20 protein-coding genes are annotated in these 18,214 nt (G+C 47.5%); 11 read left to right on the top strand and 9 right to left on the bottom strand.

The window, feature by feature from the left end; translation table 11 throughout:
- Positions 1-31: 31 nt before the first annotated feature.
- Positions 32-613 (bottom strand): HD domain-containing protein, encoded by a 582-nt coding sequence (locus NBZ79_RS02515; RefSeq protein WP_251935143.1) that lies wholly within the window; start codon positions 611-613, stop codon positions 32-34.
- A 125-nt stretch (positions 614-738) separates the two neighbouring features.
- Here NBZ79_RS02515 and NBZ79_RS02510 point away from each other — a divergent pair, with 125 nt between their 5' ends.
- Positions 739-1,347, top strand: coding sequence for a 2-hydroxychromene-2-carboxylate isomerase (locus NBZ79_RS02510; protein WP_251935140.1), 609 nt, complete (start codon positions 739-741; stop codon positions 1,345-1,347).
- A gap of 27 nt (positions 1,348-1,374) precedes the next feature.
- On the opposite strand, the gene NBZ79_RS02505 is transcribed toward NBZ79_RS02510, so the two are convergent.
- Positions 1,375-1,830: a hypothetical protein gene (locus NBZ79_RS02505; protein ID WP_251935138.1), complete on the bottom strand. Its 456-nt coding sequence runs from the start codon at positions 1,828-1,830 to the stop codon at positions 1,375-1,377.
- Between the two features lie 185 nt (positions 1,831-2,015).
- On the opposite strand from NBZ79_RS02505, the gene NBZ79_RS02500 reads away from it, so the two are divergent.
- Positions 2,016-2,456, top strand: coding sequence for a DUF4864 domain-containing protein (locus NBZ79_RS02500; protein WP_251935136.1), 441 nt, complete (start codon positions 2,016-2,018; stop codon positions 2,454-2,456).
- Between the two features lie 98 nt (positions 2,457-2,554).
- Complete coding sequence (locus NBZ79_RS02495) at positions 2,555-3,484, top strand: arginase family protein (protein WP_251935133.1); 930 nt, start codon at positions 2,555-2,557, stop codon at positions 3,482-3,484.
- Positions 3,485-3,490: 6 nt separating this feature from the next.
- Here NBZ79_RS02495 and NBZ79_RS02490 read toward each other — a convergent pair whose 3' ends face one another.
- The 3 genes from NBZ79_RS02490 to NBZ79_RS02480 form a co-directional block, all read right to left on the bottom strand.
- A complete protein-coding gene (locus NBZ79_RS02490; RefSeq protein ID WP_251935130.1) occupies positions 3,491-4,720 on the bottom strand; it encodes an NADH:flavin oxidoreductase/NADH oxidase family protein in 1,230 nt (409 codons plus the stop codon).
- A gap of 110 nt (positions 4,721-4,830) precedes the next feature.
- Positions 4,831-5,670 carry a pirin family protein gene (locus NBZ79_RS02485; protein ID WP_251935128.1) on the bottom strand — a complete coding sequence of 280 codons (840 nt, stop codon included), beginning with the start codon at positions 5,668-5,670 and terminating at the stop codon, positions 4,831-4,833.
- A 107-nt stretch (positions 5,671-5,777) separates the two neighbouring features.
- Entirely contained in the window at positions 5,778-6,536 is a 759-nt protein-coding gene (locus NBZ79_RS02480; protein WP_251935126.1) for an SDR family oxidoreductase, read from the bottom strand.
- Between the two features lie 128 nt (positions 6,537-6,664).
- On the opposite strand from NBZ79_RS02480, the gene NBZ79_RS02475 reads away from it, so the two are divergent.
- A complete protein-coding gene (locus NBZ79_RS02475; RefSeq protein WP_251935124.1) occupies positions 6,665-7,228 on the top strand; it encodes a hypothetical protein in 564 nt (187 codons plus the stop codon).
- On the opposite strand, the gene NBZ79_RS02470 is transcribed toward NBZ79_RS02475, so the two are convergent.
- Positions 7,225-8,589: an MFS transporter gene (locus NBZ79_RS02470; protein ID WP_251935122.1), complete on the bottom strand. Its 1,365-nt coding sequence runs from the start codon at positions 8,587-8,589 to the stop codon at positions 7,225-7,227. The two genes, NBZ79_RS02475 and NBZ79_RS02470, sit on opposite strands and share 4 nt — an antisense overlap.
- Positions 8,590-8,845: 256 nt before the next feature.
- On the opposite strand from NBZ79_RS02470, the gene NBZ79_RS02465 reads away from it, so the two are divergent.
- The 7 genes from NBZ79_RS02465 to bmt all read left to right on the top strand — a co-directional run bounded on the left by NBZ79_RS02465 (position 8,846) and on the right by bmt (position 15,471).
- Positions 8,846-9,391, top strand: coding sequence for a hypothetical protein (locus NBZ79_RS02465; RefSeq protein ID WP_251935120.1), 546 nt, complete (start codon positions 8,846-8,848; stop codon positions 9,389-9,391).
- Positions 9,392-9,544: 153 nt separating this feature from the next.
- A complete protein-coding gene (locus tag NBZ79_RS02460) occupies positions 9,545-10,762 on the top strand; it encodes a multidrug effflux MFS transporter (protein ID WP_251935118.1) in 1,218 nt (405 codons plus the stop codon).
- A 5-nt stretch (positions 10,763-10,767) separates the two neighbouring features.
- Positions 10,768-12,018, top strand: a complete 1,251-nt coding sequence (locus tag NBZ79_RS02455; protein WP_251935115.1) for an MFS transporter — start codon at positions 10,768-10,770, stop codon at positions 12,016-12,018.
- A gap of 100 nt (positions 12,019-12,118) precedes the next feature.
- Positions 12,119-13,306 (top strand): pyridoxal-phosphate-dependent aminotransferase family protein, encoded by a 1,188-nt coding sequence (locus NBZ79_RS02450; RefSeq protein WP_251935113.1) that lies wholly within the window; start codon positions 12,119-12,121, stop codon positions 13,304-13,306.
- A gap of 58 nt (positions 13,307-13,364) precedes the next feature.
- Complete coding sequence (locus NBZ79_RS02445) at positions 13,365-13,829, top strand: methyltransferase family protein (RefSeq protein ID WP_251935111.1); 465 nt, start codon at positions 13,365-13,367, stop codon at positions 13,827-13,829.
- A 61-nt stretch (positions 13,830-13,890) separates the two neighbouring features.
- Positions 13,891-14,295: a DUF4389 domain-containing protein gene (locus tag NBZ79_RS02440; protein WP_251935110.1), complete on the top strand. Its 405-nt coding sequence runs from the start codon at positions 13,891-13,893 to the stop codon at positions 14,293-14,295.
- Positions 14,296-14,442: 147 nt separating this feature from the next.
- The gene (bmt, locus tag NBZ79_RS02435) at positions 14,443-15,471 is read left to right on the top strand and encodes a betaine--homocysteine S-methyltransferase (RefSeq protein WP_251935107.1); all 1,029 of its coding nucleotides are present in this window, start codon (positions 14,443-14,445) and stop codon (positions 15,469-15,471) included.
- Positions 15,472-15,473: 2 nt separating this feature from the next.
- Here the strand turns inward: bmt and NBZ79_RS02430 are convergent, their stop codons facing one another.
- Genes NBZ79_RS02430 through choW form a run of 3 tightly spaced genes read right to left on the bottom strand, consistent with a single transcriptional unit; the run spans position 15,474 to position 18,163 of the window.
- Positions 15,474-16,103 (bottom strand): glutathione S-transferase family protein, encoded by a 630-nt coding sequence (locus NBZ79_RS02430; protein WP_251935104.1) that lies wholly within the window; start codon positions 16,101-16,103, stop codon positions 15,474-15,476.
- Positions 16,104-16,143: 40 nt separating this feature from the next.
- Positions 16,144-17,313: a choline ABC transporter ATP-binding protein gene (gene choV, locus NBZ79_RS02425; protein WP_251935102.1), complete on the bottom strand. Its 1,170-nt coding sequence runs from the start codon at positions 17,311-17,313 to the stop codon at positions 16,144-16,146.
- A gap of 1 nt (position 17,314) precedes the next feature.
- Positions 17,315-18,163: a choline ABC transporter permease subunit gene (choW, locus tag NBZ79_RS02420; RefSeq protein ID WP_251935099.1), complete on the bottom strand. Its 849-nt coding sequence runs from the start codon at positions 18,161-18,163 to the stop codon at positions 17,315-17,317.
- Between the last annotated feature and the right edge of the window lie 51 nt (positions 18,164-18,214).

Genomic DNA, 18,214 nt, shown 5'->3' with positions numbered 1-18,214 from the left:
TCGCCAAACGCCAGGATAGGCCGGCCGTCCTTTACTCCGTAACGTAGATTGACTGTTTTGGAGACGCCATTACACGGCGCACCATGGGCTCGAAGAACTCCAACGGTGCAGATTCATAGCTCTTGTCAAACGCCGCTTGGTCATAGGCTTCACAGAAATGGGCGCAGTCTTCAAAATACTCGTGACCTCGATATTTTTCCCTCATATCCCGGTCCAAGCCGATGTGATGGAAAAAATAATATCCTTGAAAAACACCATGTGTTTCCAAAATCCAGTGCAGTTTAGGAGACACAAACGGTTTCAGGATAGCGGCCCCGATATCTGCATGATTAAACGTCCCCAATGTATCTCCAATGTCATGCAGTAACGCCGTCACAACATATTCTTCATCCTGACCATCTTTATGGGCACGTGTTGCTGTTTGCAGCGAGTGCTCTAGTCTATCAATAGGAAATCCGCCAAAATCGCCTTTGAGAAGTTGCATGTGATCCAGGATACGATCCGGCAGTTGCTTTGAGTAAGATTTGAAATGATCGACGATTATCTGATAATCTTCCGATTTACCTTCTGTCATATTGGTGAAACCGGCGCGTGGATCCGACATATCATTCATAGTGCCATTCCTTTTCTCTTTATTTATTTTGTCAGCTATTCAACACTAATGTTGTCTATTTTTGTTCTAAGGTCCAGACTGAAGCTGGCAAATAATTCGACGCAGCAGCAAATAAGGAAGAAAAAATGACCGTTCCTGTTGAATTCCACTTCGATTTTGGCAGTCCCAATGCCTATCTCAGTCACAAATTAATTCCAGCAATAGAAAGTCGAACGGGCAGTAAATTTTCGTATTTCCCTATTCTGCTTGGAGGTGTTTTTAAACTTACGAATAACAAGTCACCAATGGAGCAATTTGCTGGAGTTATGCATAAACGAGAGTATATGTCTAAGGAAACAGAACGCTTCAGGCGCGACAATAATCTGACTGATTACGCGAGTAATCCGCATTTTCCAGTCAATACGGTTCAAATTATGCGCGGCGCCCTTGTTGCCCAGAATGAAGGCTATTTTGCAGCCTATGTGAATACCGTTTTTTCCGGCATGTGGGAGCAATCGCTAAAAATGGATGATGCCGCTGTCATAATACGGACGCTCGATGATGCCGGCCTTGATGGCAACCATATTCTGGAGAGAACTCAAGACCCTATCATTAAGAAAGCACTCATTGACAACACCAATCTCTCTGTTGAAAGAGGGAATTTCGGGTCACCAAGTTTCTTCGTCGGCGAGGAAATGTTCTTCGGAAAAGACAGGCTTGAGGCCGTTGAACAGGAAATTAACAGGCAGACCTGACTGAAAACCAAAGCATCTTTCGATTTTTTACAATCGACCCTGCGACGGGTTATCTGGAATCGTTTCCTTGCCTTCACCGCCAAAGAGAGTTGCAAAAAATCCAATTATCAGACCAATCACCGCTCCTTCCAAAACAAACCAAAAAGGAGATGTCGCGTAGAAACCAGTGCCAAAAATTGAGACAATAATGCTTTGAAAGGCATCATAGGCAAAGAAGGTCAGAACAAAATTCATCCATCCGCCAATAAGGGGGGCTCTAAACCACCACGGCAACGGCAAATGTAGAATGGGATGCCATGTAAAAACACCAAAAACGCCGATGACTGCACCTACCGTAATATACCAAAACAAAACACCCCAGCGTAGCAATGGGTCACTTTCCGGCGAAATATACGGCAGCAAAAAGAATCCCGTCAAACCGAATATCAACCCAATTAACTTTCCAATTCCAATTCTGGTGATTAACGAGGGATGCATCTTCATGTCAAACTCCCTTTTTCTTGAATTAAAATGCTAGCTTACGCGAGTCTGCCGGGTCTTTGTATTGAGTGAAATCAAAAAAAACGCAGTTGTCTTTTTCATCAAGTGAACCAATTCAGTTCTTACGGCGTATATTAGAGTTACGAGCAATGACTATTCGCAGGAAGATTTCAACAAAGGGCTGGTTAATGAGAAAAATTGGAACTCTATTCATCGCAACTTTTTTCAGCCTTGTTTGCGTAATTGTTGCCGTGGCGGCCTCTGCAGATGAAATCGCAAATGAAGATGCAGCTGCTTTTCAGGAAATAATCACATCCCAAATAAAGGCGTTCCAAGTTGACAATGCTGATGCGGCTTTCGCCTTTGCAACACCGAAGTTACAAGAAATATTCCGATCCCCGGAAAATTTTATCTCTATGGTCAAACAAGGATATGCACCTGTCTATCGACCAAAATCTTTTGAATTCGGGCCTGCGGAACTAAAAAATGGCCAGCCCACTCAGATTGTAACCATCGTGGGTCCAAAAGGTACTTTATGGGCTGCTCTTTATACCTTCGAGCAACAATCGAACGGTAATTGGCGCATATCTGGCGTCTATCTCGTAAAGCGGCCTGGTGCCGCCACATAACGACCCTCTATCTGAAACTTGCCCAATGGGTAAAATCCCTCCATAGTTACGAAATTCGGTTCAAATGATTGTACCGTCAGAACGTAACGGAGTGTTTAATGCGGACGGAACGCGAAGGTCTATTTGTCCCGCCCCTAACTTTCGCGAGACTTCCCTATAGTCAAGATTTTTCCTCTGCTGATATTGCTGTTCTTGGGCTGCCTTTTGATTGCGGTACGCATCCGACACGTGTTGGCGCCCGCCTCGGTCCGAACGCTATTCGCCAGGAATCTGTTCTTACGCTTGAGTTGATCGAAGATGCCCACAATGATCCCCTTACTGCGCTCAGCGCCATAGACGCAGGAGACGTTAATTTTAGCGGTGGCGGGATTGCCGATATAAATAGCTTCTACAGCGCTACCGAAGCAGCTTTGTCAGCCATTTTTGAGGGAAATTGCACACCAGTTACGCTTGGAGGAGATGGGGCTGTTGCCCTTCCCCAAATACGGGCAACGTCAAAATTTTACCCCGATTTAGCTGTTATTCATTTCGACGCGCATACGGATACATATCCTTTGAAAACCAACGACCATTTCGACAATGCAACGCCCTTCACCCATGCAGCCAACGAAGGCCTGATCAATGTTAGTGCCTCTGTCCATATAGGGGTCCGCGCTCCTGTAAATGCCACAGCAAGCATTAAATACACAGAAAATCTCGGGTATCGTGTTTTGCCCTGGTCAGACATATCAGAATTATCCGTGCCCGAAGTCAGCCAGTTGATTAGGTCAACCACAGAAGGGAAGCCAATTTACCTGTGTTTTGATATGGATTTTTTTGACCCCTCCGTCGCCCCAGGTGTCGCCACCCCGACGCCAGGCGGCCCGACAACCTTTGAGGGCCTGCAGCTTTTAAAAGAGCTTGCCGGACTAAATATTGTCGCCTGTGATATAAATACAGTGAGCCCGCTTTATGATCGAAACGGGGTAACCGCCCAGCTCGCAGCCACTGTCGTGATGGAATGTATGGAGTTGATCCGCTGCCGATGATGATCCCTAATCAAGCCGGCGGTCAACCAGCGCAGCCGCGGTATTTTCTTCATTAACGAGATAAGCATTTATCGCATCTCCACCGGTCATATCCGTATCGGCATCCAGCCCGTCCGCATGACGGATAATGTTGAGGCAAAACCAGCCCAACGCTCCTTTTGAGGGTTTTATGGATTGTTCATAGGCAATCGCTTCAGCATCTTTGCTGACCAGCAACTGATTGGGGGCATCCGTATCAACGCACATGGGACGGCCAATCCCGATAAAATCCACATTCCCTTCTAGCAAAGCCGCATCCATGGCGGAACGGGTACGAAACCCGCCGGTTACCATAAGCGGAACTGCTGTAGCCTTTCTGATATTTGCAGCATAATCCAAAAAGTAAGCTTCACGCGCTATGGTCGTTCCCTTGATTTCATCGGCACCGCGCCCGCCAATCATCATTGCCGGATTTTCGTAGTTTCCACCCGAGATTTCCAGCAAATCAATCGAATCCTGTTCAAGCCATTTAACAACCTGAAGACAGTCTTCATGACTGAAACCGCCATTTTGGAAATCCGATGAGTTCAGCTTGACCGAAATTGGAAATTCCGGGCCAACCGCGCGGCGGGTGGTGCGAACAACCTCACGCAGCAATCTAGCCCGGTTTTCAAGGGATCCGCCCCATTTGTCCTGCCGTTGATTGGCGAGAGGTGAAAGAAACTCTGAGATCAAGTATCCATGTGCAGCGTGGATTTGAACGCCTGAAAACCCGGTTTCTTTTGCAATTGTGGCCACATGAGCAAAACGCTCAACGACATCTTCTACTTCCTCTGAGGAAAGCGCCCGGGGACGACCAAATGCGCTATCGGGCAAAGCAAGCGGAATTTCCGATGGCGCCACAGGTTGCGGATTAACCCGGCGTGGTGTTTGCCGTCCAGCATGCCCGATTTGCATTAACAGCAAGGTATTATTAACTGTACCGGCTGCAGCGAAGGCCTGCAATTCCTCCAGTCCCCCATTTTGATCAATGACAACGTTGCCCGGGCGCTCCAGAAACCGTCGATCGACCTGGACATTTCCCGTCACCAATATACCCGCACCGCCTTCAGCCCATTTTCGGTACAAAGTTTCATGCCGAGCCGTGGCCCGGTTCATCTCATCCGCCAATCCTTCCGTCATTGGCGCCTTGGCAATTCGATTTTTCACAGAAACCCCGCAAGGCAGGGTGAGAGGCGAAGAGATATCAATAGTCATGGTTATTCCTTATTTCGTCATTCTTGCAGTGACAATTTCTATTTGAAAATTACTGGCTTTTAGGGGTTAAATCAAGATAATGCGGCGAGCGGTCAATTTCCAAACATTGGTTAAAAATTTCCGGATCGAAAATCTTCAACAGCTTGTTGTATTTCTTCGAATGTATTCATGACAAACGGGCCATAGCGGGCAACAGGCTCGCCTATAGGCCGCCCGGCAACCAAAATCATCCGTCCTCCCCCCCTCGACGATAGCTGAACGCTGTCGCCATCCGATAATATGGCGAGATGATGTTTCTCAACAGTTTTTCCAGCCACCTCGACCGATCCATCAAATACATAGACAAAAGCGGTATGTCCGGGTTCAACAGAATGTCTGTAGGATCCGCCGGATTGCAGGTTGATGTCGATATAAACAGGATCAATGGCAACATCCGAGACAGGGCCGCAAACCGGTCCGTCTATTCCTTCTACTTCCCCCGCCAAAACTCGGATTTGACCCTTCTCTATCTGTGCAAAGGGCACATCTTCTGGCTCAATATTCTGATAACGCGGTGCACAGAGTTTGTCTTTGGCGGGCAAATTGACCCAAAGCTGAAACCCACTCATCTCTCCTTCTCGTTGTTCCGGCATTTCCGAATGCAAAATGCCCCGCCCTGCTGTCATCCATTGGATACTCCCCGGCCCAAGTACGCCTTCGGCACCTGTTGAATCCTTATGTCGCATTTGCCCCGCGATCATATAGGTAACTGTCTCGAACCCACGGTGCGGGTGCTCCGGAAATCCTGCAATATAATCGTCAGGATTTTCCGTACCGAAATTATCCAGCAGTAAAAACGGATCAAGCTCCGATATTTCACCTGAGCCGATGGAGCGCCTAAGCTTTACCCCTGCGCCATCCGAGGCGATCTGTGATTTAACGAGGCGTGAAACAGTACGGGCACTTGTCATTCGGAACTTGTCCTTCTAATATTTTGGAATGATCAGTCGGTTACCTCTCACTATATAGGCGCATACCCGTGATTTTAAAGTCCGGAAAACCATATGTTTATGGCTTCCTACCCTCTCCCTATATACGGCATTTTTGTCGCCATTATCGTCATGAACTGGACATTTGCCTCCAAGCTCAAACTATCCATGTAAAGAATAGCTGACGCCACATTTTCCACGTCCATCACAGGCTCTGGCGCCAGAGTAAGATTTGCTTGCGGTACGCCCTTCTTGATTGTCTGGGTCATTTCAGTTTCCGCATTGCCGATGTCAATTTGACCGCAGGCAATATCATAGGGGCGTCCGTCCAAAGACAAACTCCTGGTCAATCCCGTAATTGCATGTTTAGTCGACGTATATGGGGCGGTAAAGGGCCGCGGCACATGCGCGGAAATAGAGCCATTATTGATAATACGGCCCCCCATAGGCTTTTGATGTCGCATAATCCCAAAGGCTTCTCGAGCGCAATAATAAGACCCGTTCAGGTTCGTATTCACGGCATTTTGCCAAGCTTCTATCTCCAGCTCGTCGGGGGGAACCGGGCGTGTCCCCATACCTGCGTTATTGAAGAGCAAATCCAGCCGACCGAATTCACTCTTTATCCTGGCAAATAATGCTTGCACAGAATTCGGGTCTGCGACATCGCAGGGAATAACCATGGCATTCGCGCTGTTGCCGCCCGCCATTGATTTAGTCTCTTCCAAAGGCTGTTCACGACGCCCTGTCAATGCAACAGCATATTCGTTTTCTAACAGTGCCAGCGAAACTGCGCGACCAATTCCCGTTCCAGCGCCGGTTACCACCGCATATTTTGTTATCTTCCCCATGTTTTCCACCCTTAATCCAAACTAATCAGCACAGCATAGGACTGTCCTCTTGCTGAAACAATATGAAAGCGGTTAGGCTACTTTCAAATAGCGGGCGCGCTAACGAAGTGTAAATGCTGGACTTGATAATGAATTATCAATTGATCGGCCGATTTATCAAAGACAGGCTGAAAGATCCCTCTCTTTACTGGCTCGCGCTCATTGTTGGCACAGCAATTAACTGCTACGGCCATTTGCTGGTTCCTTGGATGAGATCCGGGAAAAACCCATTTCTATTACTTCTTCACGAACTGGAAATCAGACCGTTTCTCACAATATCTACAATCCTGATAACATTCTGTTTTCCATTTGGTGTGGCTCTGTATTCTTCTGTGGGGACCCGCTATAAAAATCGACGGCTGGAATCTATTGCAGATTTTCCTGATCGGAACCCAAGTCCGGTATTTCGCGCAACGAGAGATGGAAAATTTGTCGAAGTCGGGGCTGTAACGAGTAGGTTTTTCAGCTCGTACAACATTGAAACCGCATATGATCTGATCGGACGGGAAAACTGGCAAAAAATTGCGAATAAAGGGCAAAATGCAGATCGATTTGAAATCGACTTCAAGCCTGAGGGTGCCCGGTATCTAGTGGCGCATGCACATACAAACGCCGATCAAATCAATGTCTATTTAACACGGATTTCACGTTAGACCGATTGTAATTTCGCCGCTCTCTTCTCGGCCTGGCCTGCAACAAGACGCCGTTTTCGAGGGGCCGCCATCCAAACAGAAAATATTGAGAGTGCCGACATACCGATAATAACATGAAAGGCTAAATGATAATTTCCGCCATTGTCATAAAGTAAACCTGTTAACCAAGGTCCGACGGCACCACCAATCAAGGCCATCGTGCTTATGGTGCCAAATATCACGCCATAGCCCTTGCCTTGGAATACATCGGCCGGCATGGAACCATAAACTGTGGCGGCACCATAACCGATGCCTTGCAGAATAACCATCGCATACATCATGGTCAGGCTTGGCGTTGCTTCCATTGCCAACAATAAGAAACAACAAATCATGAAGCCGAGCAATGAGATGGACCAGACCCATTCCCGGCCAAGCCGGTCCGAAAGATGACCAAGATAAATTTGACTCAATACTCCAGCAAAGCCCACCAAACCCAGGGCAAAGGCCGCTTCAATATCCGAATACCCTATTTCAATAAGATACTTCGTTTGATGAACCTGTACCGCATACCAAACATACAGCGCAGAAGAGCAAGCTAACGATATCCACCAAAAGGTCACTGTTTTCATCGCTTTGACGAGAGTCCAATCAGTTTTCACCCATTCCTTATCAACCACCGGATCTGCGGCAATTTTCTGCCCTTGAGCAATTGCATCCTCGGGTGAAGAATCTCCATCCGGATACAATCCTAAATCCGCCGGTTCTTTTCTTTGCAAAAAGTAATTTAATGGCAAAACAATAGTGAGAAGCAAGATCGCCATCAGCCAGCAAGCTTGCCGCCAACCTTCCAGATCTATTGTCTCTTGTATGAGGGGCATCAATACAATGGATCCAATCCCAACCCCCGAGAACGCAAGACCAATCGCCAATCCTCTCTTGCGTTGAAACCAGTTGGGTAAAAACATGGACTGCCCGACATATGTCACAACGATGCCGGTGCCGACCATAAGAACGCCCAAGGTGAGATAAAAATGCCAAGGCTCCGTCGCATAGGTGGACAAAACCAACCCTGCACTTACAGAGATGGCTGAAAAGGACAGAAGGTATTTGGGAGCCATATACTCCAAAAGCTTGCCAATCAATGGGGATAAGAACGCGGCGACGGCAAATCCAATGGAAAAGGCGGCCGCCGTGGTCGCTCTATCCCAGCCAAATTCATCCAGAATTGCAGGAAACAATAAAGAGAATGCCGTTCGCACATTAACGCCGATGCCCATGGTCACAAAGACAATTGCGACCACCACCCAACCATAGAAAAAAGGACTCTTGGCAAGCTTGGCGTCGAGACCGCTAAGCGGTTTTTTTACGGAAGGTTGAGACATGCGATAACCTTATTATTTTTATTTTGGCGGGCAAACATGCTCGCCAGTTGCCTAAACCTTACTCCAGTCCCGGTGTCAAACGAAACGAAATCAACCGACTTGACTTAACAATCATGATTTGTATAGTCCGGCGAGGTTCGCAAGGGAGCCTGCCCGCTAAAGATGACATCACCTTGTCGAGATAAATTGCGTCTCTCTATTTTTTACTTTCAAGTTTGGCCTCGCGGGATGCCGGATAAATTGAAGGAATAAAAAAATGGATAATTTCGCCTGCCAATATCAACCGCATAAATCACTTGCTGAGCTCAAAATTCGCAGCAAAATTATGCTTAAATCAGCTAACCAGAACAATCCCGGTACAATCGAACTGTTTTCTCGGAATGGCGTTGCGGCCGGCCCGTACAAACATAAAGACGGGCTCAAGCTTGTGTCCCAATGGGCGGGCTTTAAAAATTGGCAACATGCCAGTCATGTTCTTTCCGGCTCGTCCCAAATTGGCGAAGACATGGGCACGTTATGGTATACCCGCAGATGCCAGGTATTTCTCAACATCTGGTGCAGAGATTACGATGAAGCGAAGAAACAGCATTTATTGCATCCTGGTAAATATATTGTGCCGTTTAAAACCCAATTCATCATTGTTGATGACGATTACATGAAGGCATTAGGTATAAAAATGGACATGAGCGACTTCGACACTAACGAAGAAGGTAACCTCGCGGGGCAATATGGAACTAAAAACTGGGATAATTACACATTTTCCCGAATTCAGTTTGCGTTAGGTAACACAGTCTCTTTTTAAACAAAGAAATCAGACGAATTGATTGCTTAAAAACAATCTGCACTCTATTACGGATATCAACGTTTACTTGTAATTCGTCCGACAGCGAGCGAAGCCTGTTACATTTGGCGGCTTCGCTTCGCTTTTTATTTTTTCCGTACTGTGAGCAATAGCATGCCAACGCAACCGACAAAACTCGGATTTATCGAGCAGGTTTCCTTACTTGCACTCATGATCTCCATGGTGGCACTTTCTATTGATGTGATGCTGCCTGCTCTGTATGACATCGGGCGGGATCTTAATGCAGGTGATGCGAATGAACGTCAATATGTTGTGGCTGTCCTTTTCCTCGGCATGGCCATCGGTCAACTTGCTTACGGACCTGTTTCCGATAGTACGGGGAGAAAGCCAGCGATTTATTTTGGTTTTGGTCTTTTTTTGGCAGGCACCCTTCTCTCCATCTTCGCCACTAATTACGACACGATGCTGATCGGCCGGTTTTTACAGGGTCTCGGTGTTGCCGGGCCCAGAATAGTAAGTCTTGCTCTTATCCGTGATCAGTATGAAGGGCGAGAAATGGCCCGATTTGTCTCACTTGTGATGACCGTCTTCATCCTGGTCCCTATTCTCGCTCCCGCTCTCGGACAAGCTATTCTATTCGTTGGTGACTGGCGCATGATCTTCGTGGTCCTATTTATTCTGGGTTTCGGTGTTTTGGTCTGGTTCGGCATTCGACAGGAGGAAACCCTTGTTCCGGCAAAGCGGGCAAAACTATCGGCTCGCCGGATCGTTAGTGCCGTCAAAGAAGTTTTTTTAACGCGTGCAGCATTTGGCTTCACCATGGTTGGCGGGTTTATTTTTAGTGCCTTTTTAGGCTACCTGACCATGTCACAACAGATCTTTCAGGATCAATACGGTGTCGGAGATTTATTCGCAGTGTATTTCGGCGTCTTGGCCATTGCCCTGGGCCTGGCATCTTTTGTCAACGCCCGGCTGGTGATGCGGTTCGGCATGAGAAAACTCACACATTACGCACTCATTGCCCTTACAGTCATTTCATTCGGATTCTGGTTTTATACATATATACAAAATGGCCATCCGCCCTTATGGACCCTCGTCAGCTTCTTCATGGTCACCTTCTTTTGCATCGGCATTTTGTTCGGGAACTTCAACGCAATGGCTATGGAGCCTCTGGGTCATATTGCCGGCGTCGCCGCCGCCGTAATTGGCTCATTGACAACCTTTGTTTCCATGGCGCTTGGAACAGTGATTGCACAGCTTTATGACGGAACGGTCTCCCCCTTGATTGGTAGCTTCGCCGTTTTGGGTGCGTTATCGCTCGCGGCCATGATCTGGACGATCAAGACGGCACCCAGCGGAAGTGAAGGATGATTCCGATGTGGCCGACAATCAAATCTGTTGCCTCTCTCCTTTCCAGTTACGGATTGCTGATGCTGGCAAATGCCATGTTTTCAACATTGCTCGGCCTCCGGAGTAAATTGGAGGGTTTTTCGACAGAAGTTATCGGTGTCATTATGGCCGGTTTTTTCCTCGGGATGTTGTTGGGAGCGATTTATGCCGTTCGCGTCGTTGCCAGTGCCGGGCATATTCGCGCATTTGCAGCCTTTGCCTCCGTCATGTCTGTTTCAGTCTTGGCTCATGTATTGATAATCGATGCTATTGCCTGGTTTTTTCTGCGGGCGATTGCTGGTTTCTGCATGGCCGGCATGGTTATGATTGTCGAGAGCTGGCTAAACGAAAGATCCACCAATGCCAATCGTGGTCGTGTTCTTTCTCTATATATGATCACCAACTATCTTGGCGGTGGTGTCGGGCAGTTTCTCCTGACCGTGGCAAATCCAGACAGTTTTCAACTGTTTTCGATCGCATCGATCATTTTTTCCGTTGCCTTAGTTCCGATCCTTTTAACACGAGCAACAGCGCCTAAACCTTCCGTTCCGGAACGGATGAAATTTTCCAGCCTTTTCAAGATCTCGCCTGTTGGAGTGCTCGGCACGCTTATTGCCGGTATGACAAATGCTTCTTTTAACAGTATGGGGCCAATTTTTGCGGCTTCCATAGGGTTGACCATTACCCAGATTTCAACCTTTATGGCGAGTATTCTGCTGGGCGGAATGTTGCTGCAGTTTCCTATTGGCCGACTTTCAGATCACCTTGACAGACGTGGCACGCTCATCATATCGACATTACTTACATCTCTAGCCGCCGCGGGCATTATCTGGGCCTCTGATCAAAGTTCGGTAATTATTTTGTTTGCAATCGGTGCGATATATGGTGGTTTTTGCTACACTGTTTACCCCTTATCGTCTGCCCAGGTGAATGATATGGCGGACCAAGAACGCCTCGTACAGGTTTCCGCAGGCCTTTTATTAGCCTATGGCACAGGCGCCAGCATCGGCCCGATCATTGCCTCTCAAATAATGGGGGTTATGGGGCCGGCAGGACTGTTCTATTTTATTGCTGCATGCGCTGTTTTCCTTGCTCTGTTTGCCATATTGCGGATCATTCAACGACCCTCCGGTGAACATAAAGCGAGCTTCCTGCCCTTAGGGAGCAATGGAACTTCCAGTAAGCAGCTTTACAGTACTGTCCAGGCATCCCAAAATAAGAGGAACACGAAGAGTTAAAAAACGTCTGGGGCACATTATTATTTAGATATTGCCCTCCGGGTAAAAAAGAATAAACTCTGCCGCCTTCAAACAAATATTTCAGAAGGAAAACCTTGAAATGAGCGTTCGAAACGGTCGCCAGTTTATCAGCATTCCAGGACCGACAACTGTCCCTGATGAAGTTCTTGCCGCAATGCATCGCCCCCCTATTGATATCCGGACTGGCGAGCTCGTGGAAATTACAGACGGACTGTTACAGGATTTACGCAACTTGTGCCAGACAACTGGTTTTCCGAACATCTATATCGCCAACGGACATGGCGCATGGGAAGCGGCTTTGAGCAATGTCTTGTCCCGGGACGACAAAGTACTTGTGCTGGAAAGCGGCTCATTCGCTGCCGGTTGGGGCCAAGCAGGTGCCACAATCGGTTTGGACGTCGAGGTTCTTCCAGGCAGCTACCAAAAAGCCGTTGATCCAGCTGCCGTTGAAGCGCGCCTGAAGGCCGATGTCAGCAAGGACATCAAAGCTGTTTTAGTTGTGCAGGTAGATACAGCTTCCAGCGTTGTCAACGATATACCGGCTATTCGAAAAGCTATTGATAATGCCGGGCATGACGCATTGTTCATGGTCGATACCATCGCCTCACTCGGTACCATGCCTTATAAAATGGATGACTGGGGTGTTGATGTAACCGTGGCCGCTTGCCAAAAAGGCCTGATGATGTCACCGGGCCTGAGCTTTACGATTTCCAACCGCAAGGCAAAAGAAAAACACACGCACGCCAACCTGCGCACCGCTTACTGGGATTGGACAGCGAGAGATGGCGAGGAACACTATCACAAATATGCAGGCACACCCCCTGTCCATCATCTGTTTGGCTTACAAAAAGCTTTTGAAATGATAAATGACGAAAAGTTGGAAAACGTCATCTTGCGGCACCATTTGCTTGCAAGCGCAACCCGCGCCGCTGTTTCGAAATGGTGCGAAGGAGGTGTGTTATCGTTTAATATTCCTGACCCTTCCCAGCGTTCAAATTCAGTGACAACAGTTCTTGTAAATGACGAAAAAGCTCTCAACGAAATTCTGAATTATTGTGATGAAAAATGCGGCGTCGTTGTTGGCATTGGAATTGCGGCTTTAAGTGGTAAGGCGCTTCGGATCGCGCATATGGGCCATATAAATGCACCAATGTTATTGGGAACGTTGGGTGCAATCGAAATGAGTTTGCAAGCATTGAACATCCCTCATGGGAAAGGCGGCGTTCAGGCAGCGATTGAGTATCTCGCTCAGAATGTCTCCGTCTGATGCGAAAATGACTGCACGTAATTGGACAAAAACACTTTCCTGAGCCCGGAGAAATTTTATGGAAAAACCCGATAATGCAGGTGTTCGTATTCCGCCGCCTTTGTATTTTTTGTCTTTTCTCGCCCTTGGAATTTGGCAAAGCTCAGCCTGGGTTCAAGGAAAAATCGGCTCACCCTATATGCTGGCAGTTGGCACCATTATTACGGTTGTCGGGGCTATATTTCTATTAAAATCCGTTCGTAAGCATGAAACTTCTGGCACTAATGTTGAGCCTTGGAAGCCGACTACAGCCTTAATAACTGATGGGCTTCACAAATATTCACGCAATCCAATTTATGTAGCAATGGCAGTAACTTACCTGGGAATAGCGATAGCTGCATCCAGCTTGGTGGCAATCGTTTTACTATTCTTTTGTCTCTTGCTGATCCGTATTTTTGTTATAGCAAAAGAAGAAGCATACCTTGAAGATAAGTTCGGCGAAGAATATCTACAATATAAGGAAAAGGTTCGACGCTGGATTTGAAGCTAAAAAAACCAAGTTGCGAACCGATTATCTTAACAGAAATTAATGTGGGGCGCTCCCGATGACAGATGATGTTAAAACAAACGTAAAATCAAAATCTACCTGGACAAGGTTAGTGTTTATAATTCTGTTTGCTATCACTTACAGAATAGCAAGCATTGTTCTGTTTGCGATAACAATCATACAATTTCTTAAAGCTCTTTTTACAGGCTCCCCCTTTCCCCAGCTGCAGTCCTTCGGCGGGTCATTGGCAGAATATAACAAACAGGTAGTTGAGTTTCTTTCATATCAAAGTGAGGAAAAACCATTTCCTGTTGGGCCCTGGCCAGAACAGCCTGCGGCGCCGGCTCAAAAAGCAGACGATGTAATTATCGTCGCCGAACCAGTCGAAGAAGCATCGGAAAAAAAGAAACCTGCTACAAAGAAAAAATCGTCAAAGGATGACTCTGATCAAAGTGATGAATAGGCCATCTCATGTCACCGGGCAATGAAATCACCCACGTAACGATGCCATCTGGCAGCCGCCCTTAATATTCAAGGATTTCAATTTGCGCTAACCTCAACACTATGTCATGAACGGGTCTAGAAAATATTCAACGCATAGGCTGATGGAATGGCAAATAAACTTCAAGAATTGCTGGACAACAAACCCTTTCTGTTGGCCGACGGGGCTGTCGGAACAAATTTGTTTGCGGCAGGACTGCAATCCGGAGATGCGCCAGAGTTGTGGAATATCGATGCACCGGAAAAAATTCATGCATTGCATCGCGGCTTTGTGGAAGCCGGGTCAGATATTATTCTGACCAATAGCTTTGGCGGCACTGCCCAACGGCTTAAGTTACATAATGCACAGTCGCGCGTACATGAACTCAATCTTGCAGCTGCAAAAATAGCCCGTGCGGAGGCCGACAGGATTGAACGGCCGGTTATTGTTGCCGGTTCAATGGGTCCAACCGGCGAATTGATGGTTCCCATGGGCGAGTTGACGCCTGACGACGCCATAGCTGCCTTTACAGAACAAGCAGAAGCTCTTGTTGAAGGCGGCGTTGACGTATTGTGGATCGAGACATTATCAGCGACAGAGGAAATGGAAGCCGCTGTTGCTGCTGCGGCCTCAACCGGACTTCCGGTGGTTTGCACCATGTCCTTTGACACCAATCGAAGAACAATGATGGGAATTAAGCCAGACGATTACACGAAATTCTGCCAGGAATTACCTTCTAAGCCAATGGGATGGGGAGCAAATTGCGGTGTGGGAGCCGGTGAAATGCTTGAAACTCTTATTGGACTTAAATCAACAGCGAGGGAGGGCGACATCATTGTCTCAAAGGCAAATTGCGGCATCCCGGAATTTAAGGATGGCGCCCTGACTTATAGTGGTACATTGGATGTTATGGCGGATTATGCCCGTTTGGCAGCGGATGCTGGGGCTCGGATTATTGGCGGCTGTTGTGGTACCAGTCACGCGCATTTAAAGGCAATGTCCGACGCACTGGACGGTTATACGCCTAATCCGTCATTGGATATTCCCAAAATTGAAGCGAGGTTCGGCCCTGTTTGGACAGTGGAGCTTCCAGCTGAAGCAGGGCATGGAGCAAAAAGCGAAAGCGGACGACGGACAAGCCGTCGCCGCAGGAAATAACTTCAGGCCTGAGCGCTTGGGCGCGCAGCAACTGCTGCATGCCATCTTTTCAGGTCCGTATATTCTTCAGGAACCGTCAGTTTTGCCATACCTGAAAAATCGACAACGACCATGGCCCCAATGTCGACGACGGAATAATTATCACCGGCAATAAATTCTCGACCTGCCAAATGCGAATTCAAATCTTCAAAGAAATTCATTACACGCGCACGGCCGCGTTCTGCCAAAGCTGGTATTTGATCAAAATCTCGCGGCCCTGTAATTGCCCGGCCTTTCAGGCGTTCCGCGGAATTACGCAATGCTTCGGCAACAGCCATAAATCCGTTCACATTGGTATAATGGTTCCAGTCATTAATGACCGCCCGTTCTTCCGGATTTCTACCGAACAAAGGCGGCTCTGGATACATATCCTCAAGATAACGATTGATGGCATCAATGGAAGATATTCTGACGCCATTGTCCATTTCCAGAACAGGTATGGTGCAGTGAGGATTTATCTTTTTGAAGTCATCCGACAAATGCTCGCCTTCGCGAAGATTGACAGACACTTTTTCGATATCCAATCCTTTTTCAGCGATAAAAATCCTTACACGTCGTGGGCTGGGTGGTCCCGGAAAATCATAGAGTTTCATTCTTTTTCTTTCTGTTTATCTAGTGCGCCCGGAAAAACGTTTAGCGAAGGAACCCTTCGAATATTTCGTCATCGCCGATCATACCAACAAGCTGGCCATTCTCAACAAACAATACAGGTGAGCCGGTTTTATGTCGTATTTCGATAACCTCGCGCAGCATTATATCAGGTGACGCAGTGGCGAAATTCGTGTCAACAAGAGAACCGACGCCAGTCTTCTCGTTGTAAGAAACAATTTGTGACGCAATGCCGTTCGAAGTCGCAAAGGCAGGACACCCCTGATGATCCAGTTTCAATCGGCAATATCCGGCACGATCGAGAAGCAGCTCGTCGCTTTGGGTCGGTATATCGGCAACAGCCGTCATCAGGGTTCGGCCACGAAGTACATTCAGCGGATTCATGTGACCCACAAAGTCAGCGACATACTTATTCGCAGGGTTACGCACAATTTCCTCGGGCTCCCCGTATTGAACAATACGGGCCTGATCCATAATCGCAATTCTGTTGCCGATTTTTAACGCTTCATCCAAATCATGACTGACAAAAATAATGGTCTTTTGCATTTTTTCCTGTAGTGCAAGCAATTCGTCTTGCAGACGATCCCTGATAAGTGGATCTAAAGCCGAAAAGGGCTCATCCATCAACAGAATGTCTGCATCGGTGGCAAATGCCCGTGCAAGGCCAACACGTTGCTGCATGCCTCCAGACAGCTCATGGACAAACTTATCTTTCCATTGGTCCAATTGAACCAATTCCAACTTTTCAGCAACTATCTCGGCACGTTGTTGCTTTGCAAGCCCGCGAAGCTCCAGACCGAAGCCGACATTTTCTTCCACAGTACGCCAGGGAAGAAGGGCAAATTGCTGGAATACCATTGATATTCGATGCATACGTAAATGCCGAAGCGTTTTTGCATCACAGCTTGCCAGATTTATTTGCTGACCTTCATGCTCAACCAGCACATCGCCCCGCGATACTTTATTCAGGCCATTTACCGCTCGTAGAAGTGTTGACTTGCCGGAACCGGACAACCCCATCAATACACAAATTTCACCTGCCTCCACCGTCATGCTGGCACCAGCAACTCCCAGCACCGCATCGGTTTCAGCAAGGATCTTTTCACGATCAGCCCCCGTGTCTAGCAGGGCAAGCGCCGGAGGCAATTTATCTCCAAAAATAATGTCCACATCACGGAATTCAACAACGGCCATTTTACCTGCCTTCTTTTTTCTGTGTAGGTTGTTTGCATACCCGATCCAACAATATGGCAATGATCACGATTGCTAATCCAGCTTCAAATCCCTTTGCTATATTTACCGTATTTAACGCCCTTAACACCGGAACTCCGAGGCCCGGTGCACCAACCATTGCAGCTATCACAACCATGGACAGACACAACATGATGCATTGAGTGACGCCCGCCATGATGGTCGGAGCAGCATGTGGTAACTCTATTTTCCACAGGATTTGCCGCCGCGTCGCGCCAAAAGCCTCCCCCGCTTCGACTAAAGCCTTGGGAACGCCAGAAATTCCTAAATAGGTCAGTCGGATGGGCGCCGGGATAGCGAATATTACTGTCGAAATGAGGCCGGGGACGACGCCTAATCCAAACATGATCATCGTTGGGATCAAGTAAACAAAAGTTGGAATCGTCTGCATCAGGTCCAATATGGGTCTGAGTACAGTGTAAAATCTTGGTCGATGGGCTGCTAATATACCAAGTGGAACACCGACAATAACACAGGTGAGCGTCGCGAAAATAATCAACCCGAGTGTCCGAACTGTTTCTTCCCAATATCCAAGATTGATGACAAGCAAGAGACACGCAACGATTAGCAGCGATAGTTTCCAGCTACGGTGCAATGCGTAAGCACCCAGTGCAAAAAGTCCAACCAGCAATAAAGGAGGGCACCAAAGCATTATGTCGACCATGCCGTCGATTAAAAATGCCAGCGCGTCAGAGAAGCTATCAAATATCCATGCGCCATGGTCCAAGAGAAGATTAACGCCATCGCGGATCCAATTCCCAAGCGGAATTTTATGATCAGTCAGCCATTCCATGCCTTCCCCCCTCCTGATATTGATATTGAATGGACAAAAAAACGGCCGGAA

It is taken from the genome of Sneathiella marina (assembly GCF_023746535.1).
Taxonomy (GTDB): domain Bacteria; phylum Pseudomonadota; class Alphaproteobacteria; order Sneathiellales; family Sneathiellaceae; genus Sneathiella; species Sneathiella marina.
This window is presented reverse-complemented; position numbering and strand designations above follow the sequence as displayed.

What these genes read in the sequence shown, in the direction of transcription:
- NBZ79_RS02440 (WP_251935110.1), top strand. Translation starts at nt 13,891, where the DNA reads ATGACAGATGATGTTAAAACAAACGTAAAATCAAAATCTACCTGGACA.
- choW (WP_251935099.1), bottom strand. Translation starts at nt 18,163, where the DNA reads ATGGAATGGCTGACTGATCATAAAATTCCGCTTGGGAATTGGATCCGC.
- NBZ79_RS02475 (WP_251935124.1), top strand. Translation starts at nt 6,665, where the DNA reads ATGAATTATCAATTGATCGGCCGATTTATCAAAGACAGGCTGAAAGAT.
- NBZ79_RS02430 (WP_251935104.1), bottom strand. Translation starts at nt 16,103, where the DNA reads ATGAAACTCTATGATTTTCCGGGACCACCCAGCCCACGACGTGTAAGG.
- NBZ79_RS02465 (WP_251935120.1), top strand. Translation starts at nt 8,846, where the DNA reads ATGGATAATTTCGCCTGCCAATATCAACCGCATAAATCACTTGCTGAG.
- NBZ79_RS02495 (WP_251935133.1), top strand. Translation starts at nt 2,555, where the DNA reads ATGCGGACGGAACGCGAAGGTCTATTTGTCCCGCCCCTAACTTTCGCG.
- NBZ79_RS02450 (WP_251935113.1), top strand. Translation starts at nt 12,119, where the DNA reads ATGAGCGTTCGAAACGGTCGCCAGTTTATCAGCATTCCAGGACCGACA.
- NBZ79_RS02500 (WP_251935136.1), top strand. Translation starts at nt 2,016, where the DNA reads ATGAGAAAAATTGGAACTCTATTCATCGCAACTTTTTTCAGCCTTGTT.
- NBZ79_RS02485 (WP_251935128.1), bottom strand. Translation starts at nt 5,670, where the DNA reads ATGACAAGTGCCCGTACTGTTTCACGCCTCGTTAAATCACAGATCGCC.
- NBZ79_RS02490 (WP_251935130.1), bottom strand. Translation starts at nt 4,720, where the DNA reads ATGACTATTGATATCTCTTCGCCTCTCACCCTGCCTTGCGGGGTTTCT.
- NBZ79_RS02445 (WP_251935111.1), top strand. Translation starts at nt 13,365, where the DNA reads ATGGAAAAACCCGATAATGCAGGTGTTCGTATTCCGCCGCCTTTGTAT.
- NBZ79_RS02505 (WP_251935138.1), bottom strand. Translation starts at nt 1,830, where the DNA reads ATGAAGATGCATCCCTCGTTAATCACCAGAATTGGAATTGGAAAGTTA.
- NBZ79_RS02455 (WP_251935115.1), top strand. Translation starts at nt 10,768, where the DNA reads ATGTGGCCGACAATCAAATCTGTTGCCTCTCTCCTTTCCAGTTACGGA.
- NBZ79_RS02515 (WP_251935143.1), bottom strand. Translation starts at nt 613, where the DNA reads ATGAATGATATGTCGGATCCACGCGCCGGTTTCACCAATATGACAGAA.
- NBZ79_RS02460 (WP_251935118.1), top strand. Translation starts at nt 9,545, where the DNA reads ATGCCAACGCAACCGACAAAACTCGGATTTATCGAGCAGGTTTCCTTA.
- choV (WP_251935102.1), bottom strand. Translation starts at nt 17,313, where the DNA reads ATGGCCGTTGTTGAATTCCGTGATGTGGACATTATTTTTGGAGATAAA.
- NBZ79_RS02480 (WP_251935126.1), bottom strand. Translation starts at nt 6,536, where the DNA reads ATGGGGAAGATAACAAAATATGCGGTGGTAACCGGCGCTGGAACGGGA.
- NBZ79_RS02510 (WP_251935140.1), top strand. Translation starts at nt 739, where the DNA reads ATGACCGTTCCTGTTGAATTCCACTTCGATTTTGGCAGTCCCAATGCC.
- NBZ79_RS02470 (WP_251935122.1), bottom strand. Translation starts at nt 8,589, where the DNA reads ATGTCTCAACCTTCCGTAAAAAAACCGCTTAGCGGTCTCGACGCCAAG.
- bmt (WP_251935107.1), top strand. Translation starts at nt 14,443, where the DNA reads ATGGCAAATAAACTTCAAGAATTGCTGGACAACAAACCCTTTCTGTTG.